General features: G+C 66.4%; 17 protein-coding genes and 1 pseudogene. 13 read left to right on the forward strand and 5 right to left on the reverse strand.

Translation table 11 applies throughout. From position 1 onward, the window contains the following. Window positions 1-394: hypothetical protein (locus ABS41_RS11555; RefSeq protein WP_290594577.1), on the forward strand; the 394-nt coding region annotated here is incomplete at its 5' end. 276 nt (window positions 395-670) lie between these two features. Here ABS41_RS11555 and ABS41_RS11560 read toward each other — a convergent pair. After that, on the reverse strand, window positions 671-1468 hold the full coding sequence (locus ABS41_RS11560; protein ID WP_290594578.1) for a hypothetical protein: 798 nt from the start codon (window positions 1466-1468) through the stop codon (window positions 671-673). Between the two features lie 189 nt (window positions 1469-1657). Here ABS41_RS11560 and ABS41_RS11565 point away from each other — a divergent pair, with 189 nt between their 5' ends. From ABS41_RS11565 to istB, 3 genes are all read left to right on the forward strand, one after another. Beyond that, window positions 1658-1927 (forward strand): hypothetical protein, encoded by a 270-nt coding sequence (locus ABS41_RS11565; protein ID WP_290594579.1) that lies wholly within the window; start codon window positions 1658-1660, stop codon window positions 1925-1927. A 229-nt stretch (window positions 1928-2156) separates the two neighbouring features. Beyond that, window positions 2157-3698 carry an IS21 family transposase gene (gene istA, locus ABS41_RS11570; protein ID WP_290594581.1) on the forward strand — a complete coding sequence of 514 codons (1542 nt, stop codon included), beginning with the start codon at window positions 2157-2159 and terminating at the stop codon, window positions 3696-3698. Continuing rightward, the gene (gene istB / locus ABS41_RS11575; protein ID WP_290594582.1) at window positions 3688-4422 is read left to right on the forward strand and encodes an IS21-like element helper ATPase IstB; all 735 of its coding nucleotides are present in this window, start codon (window positions 3688-3690) and stop codon (window positions 4420-4422) included. Before istA ends, istB begins: the two co-directional genes overlap by 11 nt. A gap of 115 nt (window positions 4423-4537) precedes the next feature. Here istB and arsB read toward each other — a convergent pair whose 3' ends face one another. Genes arsB through ABS41_RS11590 form a run of 3 tightly spaced genes read right to left on the reverse strand, consistent with a single transcriptional unit; the run spans window position 4538 to window position 6474 of the window. Next, complete coding sequence (gene arsB / locus ABS41_RS11580) at window positions 4538-5572, reverse strand: ACR3 family arsenite efflux transporter (RefSeq protein WP_290594629.1); 1035 nt, start codon at window positions 5570-5572, stop codon at window positions 4538-4540. Window positions 5573-5585: 13 nt separating this feature from the next. Then, window positions 5586-6104 carry an arsenate reductase ArsC gene (locus tag ABS41_RS11585; RefSeq protein WP_290594583.1) on the reverse strand — a complete coding sequence of 173 codons (519 nt, stop codon included), beginning with the start codon at window positions 6102-6104 and terminating at the stop codon, window positions 5586-5588. Between the two features lie 37 nt (window positions 6105-6141). After that, a complete protein-coding gene (locus tag ABS41_RS11590; protein WP_290594584.1) occupies window positions 6142-6474 on the reverse strand; it encodes a metalloregulator ArsR/SmtB family transcription factor in 333 nt (110 codons plus the stop codon). 17 nt (window positions 6475-6491) lie between these two features. Between ABS41_RS11590 and arsH the strand changes: the two genes are divergently transcribed. Further along, a complete protein-coding gene (gene arsH / locus ABS41_RS11595; protein WP_290594586.1) occupies window positions 6492-7247 on the forward strand; it encodes an arsenical resistance protein ArsH in 756 nt (251 codons plus the stop codon). Between the two features lie 68 nt (window positions 7248-7315). On the opposite strand, the gene ABS41_RS11600 is transcribed toward arsH, so the two are convergent. Continuing rightward, on the reverse strand, window positions 7316-7798 hold the full coding sequence (locus ABS41_RS11600) for a hypothetical protein (protein ID WP_290594587.1): 483 nt from the start codon (window positions 7796-7798) through the stop codon (window positions 7316-7318). A gap of 513 nt (window positions 7799-8311) precedes the next feature. Here ABS41_RS11600 and rfbB point away from each other — a divergent pair. From rfbB to ABS41_RS11640, 8 genes and pseudogenes are all read left to right on the forward strand, one after another. Further along, window positions 8312-9317: pseudogene (gene rfbB / locus ABS41_RS11605) on the forward strand (dTDP-glucose 4,6-dehydratase). 1 nt (window position 9318) lies between these two features. Then, a complete protein-coding gene (gene rfbA, locus ABS41_RS11610; protein WP_290594588.1) occupies window positions 9319-10203 on the forward strand; it encodes a glucose-1-phosphate thymidylyltransferase RfbA in 885 nt (294 codons plus the stop codon). Next, the gene (rfbC, locus tag ABS41_RS11615; RefSeq protein ID WP_290594589.1) at window positions 10200-10757 is read left to right on the forward strand and encodes a dTDP-4-dehydrorhamnose 3,5-epimerase; all 558 of its coding nucleotides are present in this window, start codon (window positions 10200-10202) and stop codon (window positions 10755-10757) included. The genes rfbA and rfbC overlap by 4 nt, the downstream gene beginning before the upstream one ends. A 4-nt stretch (window positions 10758-10761) precedes the next feature. After that, entirely contained in the window at window positions 10762-11661 is a 900-nt protein-coding gene (rfbD, locus tag ABS41_RS11620) for a dTDP-4-dehydrorhamnose reductase (RefSeq protein ID WP_290594590.1), read from the forward strand. Window positions 11662-11707: 46 nt separating this feature from the next. Then, entirely contained in the window at window positions 11708-13708 is a 2001-nt protein-coding gene (locus ABS41_RS11625) for a prolyl oligopeptidase family serine peptidase (protein ID WP_290594591.1), read from the forward strand. 128 nt (window positions 13709-13836) lie between these two features. Continuing rightward, window positions 13837-15909, forward strand: a complete 2073-nt coding sequence (locus tag ABS41_RS11630; protein WP_290594593.1) for a S9 family peptidase — start codon at window positions 13837-13839, stop codon at window positions 15907-15909. Between the two features lies 1 nt (window position 15910). After that, on the forward strand, window positions 15911-16666 hold the full coding sequence (locus tag ABS41_RS11635; protein WP_290594594.1) for a helix-turn-helix domain-containing protein: 756 nt from the start codon (window positions 15911-15913) through the stop codon (window positions 16664-16666). Beyond that, window positions 16667-17545 (forward strand): trypsin-like serine protease, encoded by an 879-nt coding sequence (locus ABS41_RS11640; protein WP_290594595.1) that lies wholly within the window; start codon window positions 16667-16669, stop codon window positions 17543-17545. Window positions 17546-17592 lie beyond the last annotated feature (47 nt).

Below are 17592 nucleotides of genomic sequence, written 5' to 3' on the forward strand. Positions count from 1 at the left end.
TCTCGGTGAACTTCGACTTCTTCATGCAAACCTCCTGGCGGGAAAAAGATGCCAGAAAGTTCTACTTATCGGGTGTCTACTGACCGGGGAAGCTTACGAAAACATTGCACGCTTTTATCCCACACATGATCACTGCGTCTGGTCGGACACTTTAGCCGTTGATATTAAGGGGATTAACGCCATCACGGCGGACCTTAATCCCCGCGCATACCGTGCTGTCTATCTAATCAGGGTTGGTGTTCCTAATTGGCCAGAAGAATCGGACTTAATTCCGGAGGTGAAAAGAAAGCCAGGTGCATGGGAGTGCGGTCTTGGCTTTGCGGTTGAAGCTGGGAGTTTCGGGAGGATATTGGTGACTTATTGTCATGCGATAAATCAACTAGTTGCTGTCTGACGATCCTCTAAGCTGCCATCGCCTCGGGATTCAGAGTTGCTTCCGGATTGAACTCCTGCGCGCTGGCAAATTGGAGACTGCGTACAGCTCGGTTCCTAGGCAGTGGCGCTCGTGGTCCCATACAGCGAATAGGTGGGTGGTTCCGGTGTTTTCGTTGGTGTTCAGGTAGAAACCGAATGAGTTGATGGTGCCGAGAAGTCCGCATCATGAAACCGAGAGGTTCTGACCACTCAAACCAATTGATCGTGATCTGGTCAACGACGGGTAGGCTGATCTTCAGCGGATCGGCGGTATCAAGGTCTTGACCCGCACGCCTGCCAACTGGGGGAGGGGAACCCCTGGCTCAACTTCGAGAGCCCTCAACCGCGTCTGGACCTCCTCCAACCGGAACTGGCCGACTTGGCCAGTCACATAAATCATGTTCCAGAAGATCCGCTTGCAGCATCCGAATAGCCCTTCCCATCGATAGCGAAGTGCGGGATTCCCGGACAGCACATACGGAAGAATGTCGAATGCACACAGGGCTGGGAGATAGTGTTGTGGCGCATGCTCCAGCTGCTCGCCCTTTCGTGCCAGGGCCAACAGCGCGATGAAGGCGTCCAGTGAACGCAGGTTCCGCAGCCCAAGCGCGTTCTTGCGATCAAGTGGTGCGTGGTTGTAGCCGAACCGATCTGGCTTCCCGTCCAGGAACAGCACGTGCCGGACACTATGGGATTGCTCAATGATCCGGTGGAGGCGGGGAACTGGTGGGCATTCGGCGGCCAGAAGCTCCCACAGGGGCAGATCGCGCCAGCAATCGAGTCGTACTGCTCCCGCTGACTTCTGCGACACATGGGCTACGGTGACGTCGCTGGGCAACGCCTTGCCTTGCCGCCAACGGTTGTACTTGTTGGACGCCACTTTTTCGCCGTCCTCACCGTAGGGCTGGCGCCCATCGACACGCATCTCCAGCAACGTCGGCGATTGCGTTCCGAAGTGAGCCGCCAAGGCGCCATAGCAGGCGGAGCCGCGTGCGCGCTTGACCGCGTCGCGGTGGATCTTGGCGTCGAACGAATCGCGGTAAGTCGTAGGCATGCGGCATCGTCGGCCACCTGCCCGCGCCTGTCACGCCTAGTCCGGGGTACGGCTTTCCACGGAGTCATACCCTTTGAGCAGCAGCCGAGGCCCCGGCATGATCGAAGGCAACATGGGCCATCCGCGACAGTCCGGGACATGACTCACTCAACGACGACGCACACGCTCGCCGCTGCAGGATCGACTTCGATGCCTTCGCCGGGATTCGATGACTTCGAGGAGCGCCTCGTGCGCGCATTGGGCGCAACGGTCGGCGGCGGGCAACTCACTCGCGCCCTGGGGTATCCATCGCAGGATGCGTTCCGCAAGGCGCACCAGCGCGGACGTCTGCCAGTCGATACCTTCGAGCTGGATGGCCGGCGTGGACGCTTCGCAACCGCCACGGACATCGCGGCGTGGCTTTGGAAGCAGAAGCACACCGTGGTGAACGATCTGTCGCTGCAGGGAGGTGCGTCTTGACGACCTGACCTGCAGCGGCCTATTCGGCTGCATATCCAGGCGCAGAAATGAGAACGCGCCGGGGGTCACGACCCCGGCGCGCTTCGGGCTATACGACAAACCCTTGATCGTCATCGTCCCTCGGCTACCCAGCTGCTGTCAAGCCTCCCCCGAGGCTCGCCTGCCTCATTCCACGATCCGCCGGAGCGGCAGCCGCTCTTTGGGTGTCGGATCGTCGTGGGAGAGCGGCATGAAACAAGACAAACTGGTGACGGCCTTGCGCCTGATCCTGACCACGTCCGCAAGCAATCGCCAGATCGGCCGGGACGTGGACCTCGCGTACAACACGGTCCGGCGGTACCGGATGCTGCTCGAACAGCATGCGTTGACGCTGGAAGACGTTGAGGCGCTGGACGAATCCGCCCGGCAGTCCCTGTTCAATCGACGAGGGGCCACCCGGGGCGAGAAGCGCACCCCGGACTGGTCGCATATCCACCGGGAGCTGCAGCGCAAAGGGGTGACCCGGACGCTGCTGTGGCTTGAGTATCGAGACGAGGAGCCGGATACCGCCTACGAGCTGAGCAGGTTCAACGACCTGTACCGCGCGTGGGCGGGTACGCAGGCGTTGTCGATGCGTCAGCAGTACGATCCGGGAGAGCGTGGGTGGGCCGACTTCTCAGGCACTCCGATGTGGTGGGTGGATCCCGCCACGGGCGAACGAAACCGTGCCGAGATCTTCGTGGCAGCCACGGGGGTCGCCGGGCTGCTGTTCGCCACCGCCATTCCTTCCCAGCGCGTTGAGCACTGGGTTGAGGCGCACTGTCGATGGTTCGACTTCGTTGGCGGGGTGCCGCGCATCACGGTCCCCGACAATCTGAAGTCCGCAGTTCTTCGGGCGGGCTCCGAACCCGTTCTGAATCCATCCTATCTGGCCATGGCGGAGCACTACGGAACGGTCATCCTTCCTGCGCGCAGCCGGCGCCCGAAGGACAAAGCACTCGCCGAAGGCGGTGTTCTGGTGTTCCTGCGCTGGGTCATTGCTCGCTTGCGCAACCGGGTGTTCCACTCGCTTGACGAACTGAATTCGGGAATCGCCGAGTGCCTTGATCTGATCAACGACCGCATCATGCGTCGATACCGCCAGAGCCGGCGGGAGCGCTTCGAGCAGATCGATCGCCCTGCGTTGCTGCCCCTCCCGGTGCGCTACGAGTTCGGCGAATGGGTTGGCCCGATCCGCGTGCCGCCGGATTACCACGTGCCCATCCATGGCCACTACTACTCCGTTCCGTATCGTTTGGTGCAACAGCAGGTCCACGCCCGCTGCACTCCCAGCGTCATTGAAATTGTCAGCCAGAATGTCCGGGTCGCGTCGCACGTTCGGTCGGAGCTCGTGGGTGGGAAGACGACGGACCGGGCGCACATGCCAGAGCATCATCTGGCCTGGGTCGATCACACGCCCGAGCGGTATCTGGGCTGGGCCCAGGGCGTTGGCAGCAACGCAGTGGCAGTGGTGCAGTCGATGCTGGACGGTGCACGCCAGCCTGCTGCGGCGCTCAACGCATGCGGCAACCTTCAGAAGGTCGCACGCAAGCACGGCGCGGAGCGGTTCGAGTTGGCCTGTGGTCGCGCCTTGGCGATCAAGTCGCCGACGGTGAAGAGCATTCGTTCGATCCTCCAGAACGGCCTGGAGCGCCATGAGACGGCTTCCGCGATTGCGCCTTCGTTGCCGAGCCACGGCAACGTGCGGGGGCCCAATTACTACGCCGACCAGGAGATGTCCCATGCTGACTAATCCCACGCGCCAGGCGCTGACTACCTTGCGGATGCCTGGGATGGCCAAGGCCTACGAGGAGCAACTCGCCAGTCCGTCGTATCAGTCCATGTCCTTCGACGACCGGTTTGGCTTGCTCGTGGACGCGGAGCTGGCGATGCGGGAGAACCGTCGTGTCACCCGTCTGCTGAAATCTGCAAAGCTCAAAGCCCCTGGCGCGGTGCCTGAGGACATCGACTTCTCTGCCCGGCGTGGCATCGACAAGCGCCAGGTCATGGACCTCCTGACCTGCCAGTGGATCGAGCGTGGCCAGCATGTGGTCATCACCGGGCCCACCGGCACCGGCAAGACCTGGCTTGGCTGCGCGCTAGGACGCGAAGCTGCCCGAAAGGGATTGTCGGTCAGCTACCAGCGCATGCCACGGCTGATGGAGGACATGGAGGTCGCATACTCGGATGGGAGCTTGCCGGCGTTGCGTACGAAGCTGGGCAAGGCCAGGTTGCTCATCCTGGATGATTGGGGCGTCGCCCCGATCACCGCCCGGGGTCGACAGCACCTGCTGGAAGTGATCGACGATCGCATTCCCGGGGGAGCGGTGCTGATCACGTCCCAACTTCCGGTGAAGACCTGGCATGACTACCTGGGCGAGCCCACGGTGGCCGACGCCATCCTGGACCGCCTGCTGCACAACAAGCACACCATTGAGTTGAAAGGCGACTCGATGCGCAAGCACGCGGCTCGTTGATCTGATCATCGTTCCCGGCGAGGGCCGGGAACGATGGTTCTGACCGGGCAGCGGTGATGCCTCCTTAGAGGCGGATACTGATCTCCTTCGACGGCACGGCTGCCGGCCGCCAGGTCTACGGCGCCGGGACCTCGCGCTCGTACCACGGGCGGGTGTTGTTGACGATCTTGACCACCGACAGCATCACGGGCACTTCGATCAGCACGCCCACGACGGTGGCCAGCGCCGCGCCCGAGTGCACGCCGAACAGGGCCACCGCGGTAGCGACCGCCAGCTCGAAGAAATTGCTGGCGCCGATCAGCGCCGACGGTCCCGCAACGCAGTGGGCGACGCCCAGCCTGCGGTTGAGCAGGTAGGCCAGGCCGGAGTTGAAGTAGACCTGGATCAGAATCGGCACCGCGAGAATCGCGATGATCAGAGGCTGCTCGACGATCTGCCTGCCCTGGAAGCCGAACAGCAGCACCAGCGTCGCCAGCAATGCCACCAGCGAGACAGGCCCGAGTCGAGCGAGCACTCGCTCCAGCCGGGCCTCGCCGCCATGTGCAAGCAACCAGCGACGGAGGAAGACTGCGACCGCGACTGGCACGAGGATGTAGAGGCCGACCGACAGCGCCAGCGTGTCCCAGGGCACGGTGATCGACGACAGTCCCAGCAGCAGGGCGACCAGCGGCGCGAACGCCACCACCATGATGGCGTCGTTGAGCGCGACCTGGCTGAGCGTGAAGTTCGCGTCCCCCCGGCACAGGTTGCTCCACACGAACACCATGGCGGTGCAGGGCGCGGCGGCCAGCAGTATCAGGCCTGCCATGTAGGAGTCGATCTGCTCGGCCGGAAGCCAGTCGGCGAAGACATGCCGCAGGAAGAACCAGCCCAGCAGGGCCATCGAGAACGGCTTGACCGCCCAGTTGACGAACAGGGTGACGCCGATGCCGCGCCAGTGCTTGCCCACTTCCCGCATGGCGCCGAAGTCGACCTTCAGCAGCATCGGGATGATCATCAGCCAGATCAGCGCGGCCACCGGCAGGTTGACCTTCGCGACTTCCATGCCGCCAAGGGCTGCGAACGCGCCCGGCATGAAGTGTCCCAGGCCGGTGCCGACCAGGATGCACAGCGCGACCCACAGGGTCAGATAGCGCTCGAACAGCCCCATGCGGGGCGTTGCCTCAGCCATGGACGACCGCCTCGTCATCAGGTTCGACGAAGCCGATGCGGTCGAGCGCCGCCTTCAAGGCTGCACGGTCATCCCAGACCTCGGCCCGCAGCGACAGCAGCGCCTGCAGGCGCGCCTTGACGATGCGGTGGGCCTGGCGGAACGCCTCCCGCCTGTCTTCATCATCGCCTTCCACGGCAGCCGGATCGGGAAGCCCCCAGTGCGTGCGCAGGAAGTCGCCGAACACGATGGGGCAGGTTTCGGCGGCGGCCGAGTCGCAGACGGTCACCACCAGGTCGATCGGCGGGGCATCCGATGTCGTGAACTCGTCCCAGGACTTGCTGCGCAGGCCCGCCGTGGCGATGCCCTCGGCCGCCAGTTGGGCAAGCGCCCAGGGATTGACCGCGCCGGTCGGCTGGCTGCCGGCGCTGAAGACCTCGAATCGGTGGCCGGCCCAGGCGCGGAGCGTGGCCTCGGCCAGCACGCTGCGGGCGGAGTTGCCGGTGCACAGGAAAAGGACGCGACGCTTCATCGGGACGGTTCCTCGAGGTAACAGGTGGGGCGCGGGATCAGCAGGCACAGGCGGCCGCTGCACCAGGGGGGCAGCTCTCGTCCGCGGAGCCCGCGCAGCAGTTGTGGGTCAGGTAGGCGACCAGTGCGTTCATGGCCTCGAAGTTGGCGCGGTAGCAGACGTTGCGCCCCCGGCTCTCACTGTCGATCAGGCCGGCAAGGACGAGTTCCTTCAGGTGGAAGGACAGGGTGGCGCCGGGGACGACCAGCGCCTCCGCGATTTCACCGGCCATGCGGCCCTCGGGGCCGGCCTCGACCAGCAGCCGGAAGATCGCCAGCCGCGTGGCGTGGCCCAGTGCCGTCAGAGCGGCAATTGCCTGATTCGTTTCCATCATTCTAGAATAGTCGAATGAATAACGAACGGCAATCACCCGTGCTCCTCGACCTCCCCCATCTGGCTGCCGACCTGCTTCCCGGCCCCCGCCATGACGCGCTGGGCGCTGACGCGGGCCAACCGGCGCCCCGCATCCTCCTGCTGTACGGCTCCCTGCGGCCGCAGTCCTACAGCCGCAAGCTGGCACTGGAAGCCGAGCGCATCCTGCGCCACCTCGGCGCCGAGACACGGGTATTCGATCCACACGACCTGCCGCTGCTGGACAGCGTCGGCCGTGACCACCCGAAAGTGCAGCAGCTGCGCGAATGGTCGCTGTGGTCGGAAGGTCAGGTCTGGGTGTCGCCCGAGCGGCACGGCACGATCACCGGCGTGTTCAAGAACCAGATCGACTGGCTGCCGCTCGAGGATGGCAGCGTGCGGCCGACCCAGGGACGCACGCTTGCGGTAATGCAGGTATGCGGAGGCTCGCAGTCGTTCAACGTGGTCAACACCCTGCGGGTGCTAGGGCGTTGGATGCGGATGGTGACGATCCCGAACCAGTCGTCGGTCGCCAAGGCGTGGCAGGAGTTCGATGAAGCGGGGCGCATGCGCGCCTCGCCGTTCTATGACCGGGTCGTGGACGTGATGGAGGAGCTGGTCAAGTTCACGCTGCTCGTGCGCGGGCGGAGTGACTATCTGGTCGATCGCTACAGCGAGCGGAAGGGTGCTGATGAAGCCCGGCAAGTGGCGAGAGAGTCGGGAGTGCTGGAAGATGTCCCAGCAGCTTCTTGACTAGCGAGCCTGCTTGATCGGCTGCTGATGGTCAGTAAGGTCGGTAGAGCGATCACCTCACACTGTTCTCAGTGATCAATCTCATTGGTACCCGCAAATGAGTCCAAGAACAACTGTTCGAGATACTTCGCCAGCCTGTTGCTGCACTCAAAAAAGGTGACATACAGCAACTCGCTGCTTGGCCACTTTTCTTTGATGTGGTCCGTCACTCGTGCCTCCGCAAGGCCCTTGCCCACATAGACGCAGAGCATTGTGTGGGCGTCATGGTCATCGCAATGGTCGTAGTCAACCCACAGGTGATACAGACCAGTTTTGCCGCGCAGACCCTTTAGATAGCTCTTGTACGTCAGGTCGCCAAGTTGAGTTGCATCATCTATGGAGATAAGCGTGCAGAATGAGCTGGAGTTAATGATCTCGTTCGCCGTGGGCGGATTGATGAGCTCTAATTGAGCCACGCGGTCGAAAGCGGAGTAGTCAGGATTTTGACACGGGAAGTTTTGGTCTTCGCACTTTGGCACTGGAGATCTCTGGTAGCGATGGTTGACCTGCATTCTCGCCCAGAGCAAGGCGATAAGTATGCCCACTGAACGCGCAAGCGTTCTTGAAAATGTGTTCCCCGTTTGGCTGAAGCAAGCGAGACGAGCATCGACTGCCTGGCCACGTTGGATCGACAGCGGAGAGGGTGAGTTGCCCGAGGTCCTGCGGGCTGTACCAGTGGTTTAGTCAACCTGGACCGGCGCCGGCAACCGAGTCGAACGGAATGCGTCGTCTGTCCATACACGGGCGGGGGCTGTAGCTCAGCCCGGTTCCACGCTGTCACCAAGCGGCACCAGGGAGTGGTTGCCCGGACCTTAGCGGAGTGGGTACTGCGGTGGTCCCATCTCAGCTAAACTGACCCGAACCGGACTTGACACTCCGGCATTTGACAGATGGAGTTACACGCGTGACCCAAAGGGCTGATATGAAAGGGAAAAGCATGCTCTTTACACCTCGCCGGTTCGTACTCCCGTTCTGATCCGCGGCACCGTCGTACCTTTCCCCCCGAAGGCAGAAGCGGAACCTGCATGAATACCTGGCTGGTCACCGGCGGCGCCGGTTTCATCGGCGGCAATTTCGTGCTCGACGCGGTGGCGTCGGGCGTGAAGGTCGTCAACCTCGATGCACTCACCTACGCGGGCAACCGCGACACCCTGGCGGCGCTCGAGGGCAATCCGCTGCACGTGTTCGTGCAGGGCGACATCGGCGACCGCGCCCTGGTTTCGCGGCTGCTGGCCGAACACCGCCCCGGCGCGGTGCTCAACTTCGCCGCCGAAAGCCACGTCGACCGCAGCATCGACGGCCCCGGCGCCTTCGTGCAGACCAACGTGGTGGGCACCTTCCAGCTGCTCGAAGCCGCGCGCGGTTACTGGAAGTCGCTCGACGCCGCCGGCCAGGCCGCGTTCCGCTTCCTGCACGTCTCCACCGACGAGGTCTACGGCTCGCTGGGCGACGAGGGCAAGTTCCGCGAGGACACGCCCTTCGCGCCGAACTCGCCGTACTCGGCCTCCAAGGCGGCGTCGGACCACTTCGTGCGCGCCTGGCACCACACCTACGGGCTGCCGGTGCTGACCACGAACTGCTCGAACAACTACGGCCCGTTCCAGTTCCCGGAAAAGCTCCGGCGATGGCCGCAACGTGCGCGACTGGCTGTACGTGAAGGACCACGTGGCGGCCATCCGCCGCGTGCTCGAGGCCGGCCGCCCGGGCGAGACCTACAACGTCGGCGGCGACGCCGAGCGCCAGAACATCGAGGTGGTGAAGGCCATCTGCGCCCTGCTCGACCAGCGCCGCCCGCGCGCCGACGGCCAGCCGCGGGAAAGCCAGATCACCTTCGTCAAGGACCGCCCGGGCCACGACCGCCGCTACGCCATCGACGCCGGCAAGCTGCAGTCCGAGCTGGGCTGGCGCCCGTCGGTGAGCTTCGAACAGGGCCTGGCGGCCACCGTGGACTGGTACCTTGCCAACGACGCCTGGGTGAACCGGGTGCTCGACGGCAGCTACCGTCTGGAACGCATCGGCCAGGAGGCCTGACATGCAGCGTAAAGGCATCATCCTGGCCGGCGGTTCCGGGACCCGGCTCTACCCGATCACGCAATCGGTCAGCAAGCAGCTGCTCCCGGTGTACGACAAGCCGATGATCTATTACCCGCTCAGCGTGCTGATGCTGGCGGGCATCCGCGAAGTGCTGGTCATCAACACCCCGCACGAGCAGGACCTGTTCAAGCGCCTGCTGGGCGACGGCAGCCAGTGGGGCATGAAGATCGACTACGCCGTGCAGCCCAGCCCCGACGGGCTGGCGCAGGCCTTCCTGATCGCCGAAGACTGGCTGGCCGGCGCGCCGAGCTGCCTGGTGCTGGGCGACAACATCTTCCACGGCGACGGCCTGACCGAGCGCCTGCAGCGCGCCGGCGAGCGCGGGCAGGGCGCCACCGTGTTCGGCTACTGGGTGCGTGACCCGGAGCGCTACGGCGTGGCCGAGTTCGACGCCGCGGGCAAGGTGGTGGGGCTGGAAGAAAAGCCCGCGAAGCCCAAGTCGAACTATGCCGTCACCGGCCTGTACTTCTACGACGGCCGCGCACCGGCGTTCGCGCGAGGCTTGAAGCCTTCGGCGCGCGGCGAGCTGGAGATCACCGACCTCAACCGCTGCTACCTCGAGGAAGGCGCCCTCCACCTCGAACAGCTGGGCCGCGGCTACGCCTGGCTCGACACCGGCACGCACGGCTCGCTGCTGGAAGCGGCGAACTTCATCGAGACCATCGAGGCGCGCCAGGGCCTGCGGGTGTGCTGCCCGGAGGAAATCGCCTGGCAGAACGGCTGGGTGAGCGACGATCAGCTGCGCGCGCTGGCCGGGCCGCTGGCCAAGAGCGGCTACGGCGAATACCTGCTGGGCCTGCTGGGCCGCGGAGTGGTGCGGTGAAGGTGATCGAGACCGACCTGCCGGGCTGCCTGCTGCTCGAGCCGCGGGTGTTCGGCGACGAGCGCGGCTTCTTCTACGAAGCCTTCAACCACGACAAGCTCGCCGCCGCCGGCCTGCAGCCGGCCTTCGTGCAGGGCAACGTCTCGCGCTCGGCGCGGGGCGTGCTGCGCGGCCTGCACTACCAGTGGCCCAAGCCGCAGGGCAAGTTCATCTCGGTGTCCGAGGGCGAGGTGTGGGACGTGGCGGTGGACATCCGCCGCGGCTCGCCCACCTTCGGCCGCTGGACGGCGGCGGTGCTGAGCGCGGAGAACAAGCGCCAGTTCTGGATCCCGGAAGGCTTCGCGCACGGCTTCGTGGTGCTGAGCGAGCACGCCACCTTCCATTACCTGTGCACGGCCACCTACGACCCGCAGGCCGACGCCGCCATCCGCTGGGACGACGCCGACCTGGCCATCGACTGGCCGGTCAGCGCCCCGGTGCTCTCGGCCAAGGACGCGGCCGCGCCCTTCCTGGCCGATCTCCCGGCCGACCGCCTGCCACCGTACGAGGCCTGAGGCCGTGCGCATCCTGCTGACCGGCGCCAACGGCCAGCTCGGGCAGGCGCTGCGGGCCAGCCTGGCGCCGCTGGGCAGCGTGCTGCCGGCCACGCGCGACGGCCGGCTGCCGGATGGCGCCGGCGCCGAAGTGGCCGATCTCTCCCGGCCCGACACGCTGCCCGCGCTGGTGGCGCGTCTGGCGCCCGACCTCGTCGTCAATGCCGCCGCCTACACCGCGGTGGACCGCGCCGAGGACGAACCCGACCTGGCCTTCCGGGTGAACGCCGAGGCCCCGGGCGCACTTTCGCGCGCCTGCGCCGCCGCCGGCATCCGCCTGGTGCATTTCTCCACCGACTACGTCTTCGACGGTGGCGCCACCCGCCCGCTGCGCGAGGACGACCCGACCGGGCCGCTGGGCGTGTACGGCGCCAGCAAGCTCGCCGGCGAGCAGGCCGTTCGCGAGGGCGGGGCGGCGCACGCCATCTTCCGGCTGTGCTGGGTGTACGGCCCGGTGGGCCACAACTTCCTGCTGACCATGCTGCGGCTGGCGCGCGAGCGCGGCCACCTGCGCGTGGTGGACGACCAGCGCGGCACCCCCACCAGCGCCCTGCGCATCGCCGGCGCCGTGGCCGCCGCGCTGGGCCGGGACGGGGGGCGCAGCGGCACCTGGCACCTGGCGGCCGGCGGCCAGTGCAGTTGGCACGGCTTCGCCCGGGCCATCTTCGAGGGTGCCGTGGCGCGCGGGCTGCTGGCGGCCCCGCCGGTGCTCGAGGCCGTGCCCGGCAGCGCCTACCCGACGCGGGCCCGGCGCCCGGCCTGGTCGGTGCTCGACAACGCCGCCTTCACGCGCGACTTCGGCGTTCACATCGGTGACTGGCGCGAAGGGCTCGACGAGGTCCTCGACCTCCTTGCGCAGGCCTGACGCGGCCCCTTATCGTCAGAGTTTCCTGGGGAAGAGGAGTCACACGATGAGATCCGCCATCCTGGCGCTGGGCCTGTTGGCCGGTGCCGGCGCCAATGCCGCCGAGCTGCCCTCGGTCGAGCACTTCATGCGCTACAACACCTATTCGAGCGCGCGCATTTCGCCCGACGGCAAGTTCCTGGCCATCGGCGTCGACCGCAATGGCCAGGACGTGCTCACCGTCATCCGCCTGGCCGACATGCAGCTGATGAAGGTCAACGTGCTGCCGGAAGAGAAGTCGGTGTCGGGCTATCGCTGGATCAGCAACGACCGCCTGATCTTCACTTCCGTGCAGAAGTTCGGCAGCTTCGCGCAGCCGCGCGGCACCGGCGAGTGGTACGCGGTGAACGCCGACGGCAGCAAGCCCGAGGCCGTCATCTTCTACGGCAGCCGCGGCACCACGGGCCGCGCCAAGTCGCTGGGCAACGAGAGCTACAGCCTGCTCGATCCGCTGGTGGACGATCCGCGCAACGTGCTGATGACCGCCGTGTACCCGCGCTCGAAGGATGGCGCCGGCACCGAGCTCGTGCTGGTGGACACCTTCACGGGTGCCCGCAAGTCGCTGGCGCGCGCCCCGCGCGAGAACTGCTCCATCCAGGTGGACGAGAAGAAGAAGCCGCGTTACGCCGTCTGCTACGACGACAAGAACGAGCAGGGCCAGTTCGACACCCGCACCGAGCTGCACGTGCTGGGCGACGACGGCAAGTGGACCCTGGTGAGCAACGCCGACATCGACGGCGGCAAGCAGCTGCGCGTGCAGTGGGCGGCCGAGGACGGCACCATCTACGCCGAGCTCGACGACGGCAAGGCCCCGGCGGCGTTCGGTACCGTCGATCGCGCGACGGGCGAGTTCACCGAGCTGTTCAAGGACCCCGTGTCCGAAGTGGCCGGTTTCGTGGTTTCCCCGGTGGGCGACAAGGCGCTGGGCGTCATCACCGCGGCCGGCATCCCGAAGGTCACGCTGATCGACGAAGAGCACCCGGACGCGCAGCTCTATGCGTCCCTGGCCGCGGCCTTCCCGGGCCAGATGGTGAACTTCAGCACCGCCACCCGCGATGGCAACCAGATCATCGTCTCGGTGTTCAGCGACCGTAACCCGGGCGAGCTCTTCCTCTACGACCGCAGCAGCGGCAAGGCGCGCTTCCTGATGAAGGGCCGCGACTGGGTGAAGAACGAAGATTCGGCCACCGTGCGCGCCTTCGACTTCGTCAACCGCGACGGCATGCGCATCTACGGCTACCTGACGATCCCCAAGGGCAGCGACGGCAAGAACCTGCCGATGATCGTCAACCCGCACGGCGGCCCGATGGGCCCGCGCGACAACTGGGGCTACAACCCCGAGACCCAGCTGTTCGCCAGCCGTGGCTACGCCACGCTGCAGGTGAACTTCCGCGGCTCGGGCGGCTTCGGCAAGGCCTTCGAGGACATGGCCTACGGCCAGTGGAACACCGGCATCATGCACGACATCATCGATGCCACCCGCTGGGCCATCAAGGAAGGCATCGCCGACCCGGGCCGCATCTGCATCTATGGCGGCAGCTTCGGCGGCTACTCGGCCATGATGGCGCCGGTGGTGGATCCGGAGCTGTACAAGTGCGCCTTCGGCTACGTGGGCATGTACGACGCCCAGATCCAGATGAAGCTCAGCGACACCAGCAAGAGCAGCAGCGGCATGCGCTACCTGCAGCGCGCCTTCGGACCGACCCGCGCCGAGCAGGACGCGATGTCGCCGATCACGCACGCCAGCAAGATCGACCTGCCGGTGTACCTGGCGGCCGGCGCCCGCGACGCGCGCTGCCCGCCGGAGCACACCGAGGCCCTGTTCGCCGCGCTCAAGGCGGCCGGCAACACGCCCGAGGGCATGATCGTGCAGTCGGGAGAGGCGCACGGCTTCTACGACGTGGGCAACCGCGTGAAGCTCTACACGGAGATGCTGGCCTTCTTCAACCGCCACATCGGCGGCAAGGTGGAGGTCGGCACCGCCGAGCGCACCGCCTCGGTCGACTGAGGCCCGCCACCCGGCAAGACGAAACGGCGCCCCGCGGGGCGCCGTTTTTTCTTGGGTCCGCGCCGGAGCCTTTGCTTCCGGCCGCCCCCCTGCCTACCATGGGGATTCGCCAACGAAGGTTAGTCCCGATGACCCTCAAGCCCCTCCTGCTCGCCCTGCTGGTGCTGCCCTCGCTGGCCAGCGCCCAGGCCACCCCCGCCCGCGGCCTCGACGCCCGCGACCTGGTCACGTTCGAGCGCGTCTCCGCGCCCACGCTATCGCCCGACGGCCGCTTCCTGGTGCTGTCGGTGCGCGAGGTGGACTACGAGGCCAACAAGGCCAGCGCCGGCCTCTGGATCGAGAACCTGCGCGCCCGCGACGCCGCGCCGCCGGTGCGCTTCACGCCCGAGGGCATGAGCGTGAACAGCCCGGCCTTCTCGCCCGACGGCGCCGAGGTCTGGTTCCTGTCGGCCAAGTCCGGCAGCTCGCAGGTGTGGAAGCAGGCCGTGGCCGGCGGCGAGCCGGTGCAGGTCACCAGCTTCCCGCTGGACGTGGGCACCTTCCGGCTCTCGCCCGACGGCAAGCAGCTGGCCGTCAGCTTCGAAGTCTTCACCGACTGCGCCGACCTGGCCTGCACCAGGCAGCGCCTCGACGCGCGCGCCGCCAGCAAGGCCACCGGCCAGCTCTACGACAAGCTGTTCGTGCGCCACTGGGATACCTGGAAGGACGGCCGCCGCAACCAGCTGTTCGTGGCGGCGCTGGGCGCCGACGGCAAGCCGGCCGGCGAGCCGGTGCGCGTGAGCGCCGGCATCGACGGCGACGTGCCCACCAAGCCCTTCGGCGGCAAGGAAGACTACGCCTGGGCGCCGGACGGCCAGTCGCTGGTGCTCTCGGCCAAGATCGGCGGCAACGACGAATCCTGGTCCACCAACTACGACCTCTACCGCGTCTGGGTGCGCGCCCGCCGCGCGCCGCAGAACCTGACCGCCGACAACAAGGCGCTCGACGGCGGCCCGGTGTTCAGCGCCGACGGCCGCACGCTCTACTACCGCGCGATGAAGCGCCCGGGCTTCGAGGCCGACCGCCTGGCCCTGATGGCGATGGACCTGCGCAGCGGCAAGGCCCGCGAGATCGCCCCGGACTGGGATTTCTCGGCCAGCAACATCACGCTCTCGGCCGACGGCAAGTCCATCTACACCACCACCTTCGACACCGGCACCTACGCGCTGTTCAAGGTGGACATCGCCACCGGCGCGGCCACCAAGGTGGTAGGCGGCGGCACCGTCGGCGGCTTCGACCTGGCCGGCGACACGCTGGCCTACACCCACGAGAACCTCAAGTCGCCGGCCCAGGCCTTCGTGGCCCGCGCCGACGGCAGCGCCGCGCGCCAGGTCACCCGCCAGAACGAAGAAAAGCTCGCGGGCATCGCCTTCGGTGACTACGAGCAGTTCAACTTCAAGGGCTGGAACGAAGAAACCGTGCACGGCTACGTCGTCAAGCCGGCCAACTACGAAGAAGGCAAGCGCTACCCGGTGGCCTTCCTCATCCACGGCGGCCCGCAGGGCAGCTTCGGCAACAACTTCCACTACCGCTGGAACCCGCAGACCTATGCCGGCGCCGGTTTCGCGGTGGTGATGATCGACTTCCACGGTTCGGTCGGCTACGGCCAGGCCTTCACCGATTCGATCAGCGGCGACTGGGGCGGCAAGCCGCTCGAGGACCTGCAGAAGGGCTGGGCCGCGGCGCTCGAGCGCTACGACTTCCTCGACGGCGAGCGCGCCTGCGCCCTGGGCGGCAGCTACGGCGGCTACATGGTGGCCTGGATCGCCGGCCAGTGGCCGGACGCCTTCGACTGCCTGGTCAACCACGCCGGCGTGGTGGACACCCGCATCATGGGCTTCAACACCGAAGAACTGTGGTTCACCGAGTGGGAAAACGGCGGCACGCCGGTGCAGGTGCCGCAGAACTACGAGAAGTTCAACCCGATCAACCACGTCGGCAACTGGAAGTCGCCGATGCTGGTCATCCACGGCCAGCTCGACTACCGCGTGCTGGTGGAGCAGGGCCTGGCCTCGTTCTCGGCCGCGCAACGCCAGGGCGTGCCCAGCCAGCTGCTGTACTTCCCGGACGAGAACCACTGGATCCTCAAGCCGCAGAACAGCGTGCTCTGGCACGACACCGTCAAGGACTGGCTCAAGCGCTGGACGGCGGAGAAGGAGTGACGTGGCCGAAGTCGTCGATATAGACAAGCTCCGACGCAGCTGCGCGCAGTGTTCGCTGCACGTGCTGTGCCTGCCCGCAGGCATCGGTGCCGGCGACCTCGAGCAACTCGATGACATCGTCAAGGCGCGCCGGCCGCTGGCGCGCGGCGACACGCTCTTCCGCGCCGGCCAGGCCCTGGGCTCGCTGTACGTGGCGCGCGAAGGCGCGTTCAAGACCGTGGCCATCGATGCCGAGGGCGAGCAGCAGGTGGTGGGCTTCCACCTTCCCGGCGAGCTGATGGGCCTGGACGCGATGGGCAGCGGCAAGCACGCCTGCGAGGCCGAGGCGCTGAGCCCGGCCTCGGTGTGCGAGATCCCGCTCAACCAGCTCGAGTCGATCTGCCGGCAGATCCCGGGCCTGCAGCACCAGCTGCTGCGCATCATCGGCCAGGGCATCAACCGCGACCAGAGCCACCTGGAGATGCTGGGCCGCAAGCAGGCGCACGAGCGCGTGGCGCTGTTCCTGCATGGCCTGTCGGAGCGCTACAAGCTGCTGGGCCAGCCCGGCGACGTGTTCACCCTGCCGATGAGCCGCGAGGATATCGCCAGCTACCTGGGCCTGGTGATCGAAACCGTCAGTCGCACGCTCGGCAAGCTGCAGGACGAAGGCATCATCGCCGTGCGCGGCCGCCAGCTGAAGATCACCGATCGCGAGCGGCTCGACGAGCTGGTGCATGCGCCGGTGCCGGCGGCGGGGAAGGGACGGGCGCAGCGTTAAATGATCGGCCCTTCGGGGCCGATTTCTTTTTTGGAGATGCCGGTCGTGCGCCATGCCTTGCTGATGTCGTTGTTGCTGTTCGTGGCGGATGCCAGTGCCGTCGTCATTCGTGACGACGTGCCGGACCTGAAGTATCGAATGGCCGCCTCGGATTTCCCGGCCCTCGCGGACCTGCCGGGCGAAGGCCACGGCGTGCTCATCGCTCCCGACTGGGTGGTGACCGTGGCGCATGCCGTCAGCTGGCAGGGCCACCTGGACGTGGTGGTCGTCGGCGGCACGCCGCGCGCCGTGCGCCGGGTCGTCATCCACCCCGGCTACAAGGTGCCGCCGGAGGCGATGGTGCAGGCCGCGCTGGCATCGGGCGACTGGGAAGCTTTCTTCGAATTCCTGGCCGCTTCCGACGACCTGGCGCTCATTCAGCTCGCCGAACCGGTCGGCGACGTCGTCCCCGTGGCGATACACCGCGACCCGGGCGTGGGGCAGCTGGTGCGAATCATGGGCCGCGGCGCCACCGGCAACGGCGTTACCGGCTATCCGCTGCAGAGCAGGAACCGCACCGATCTTCGGCAGGGCCATAACGAGATCGTCGAGGCCGGCGGCCGATGGCTCACCTACCGTTTCGATGCGCCGCCCGCAGCGCTCGAGCTCGAGGCCGCGACCGGAAGCGGAGACAGCGGCGGGCCGATACTCGTGATGGAAGGCGACCAATGGCGACTTGCCGGGCTGGCGGCGTGGAAGCGCGGCCAGGTCGTAGGCACGGAGATTCGCCAGGGACGCTACGGCGAAATCAGCTACGGCGTCCGACTGGCCCACTATTCCGACTGGATGGGGCAGATCCTCGCGGAGGCTGGGGATTCCAGCGAGACCGCCAGCCAATAAGGATCGGAATACAGACCTGGGGCAGCCACGGCGACATCCGCCCCTTC

The organism is Arenimonas sp. SCN 70-307 (genome assembly GCF_001724815.1).
Classification (GTDB): domain Bacteria; phylum Pseudomonadota; class Gammaproteobacteria; order Xanthomonadales; family Xanthomonadaceae; genus Arenimonas.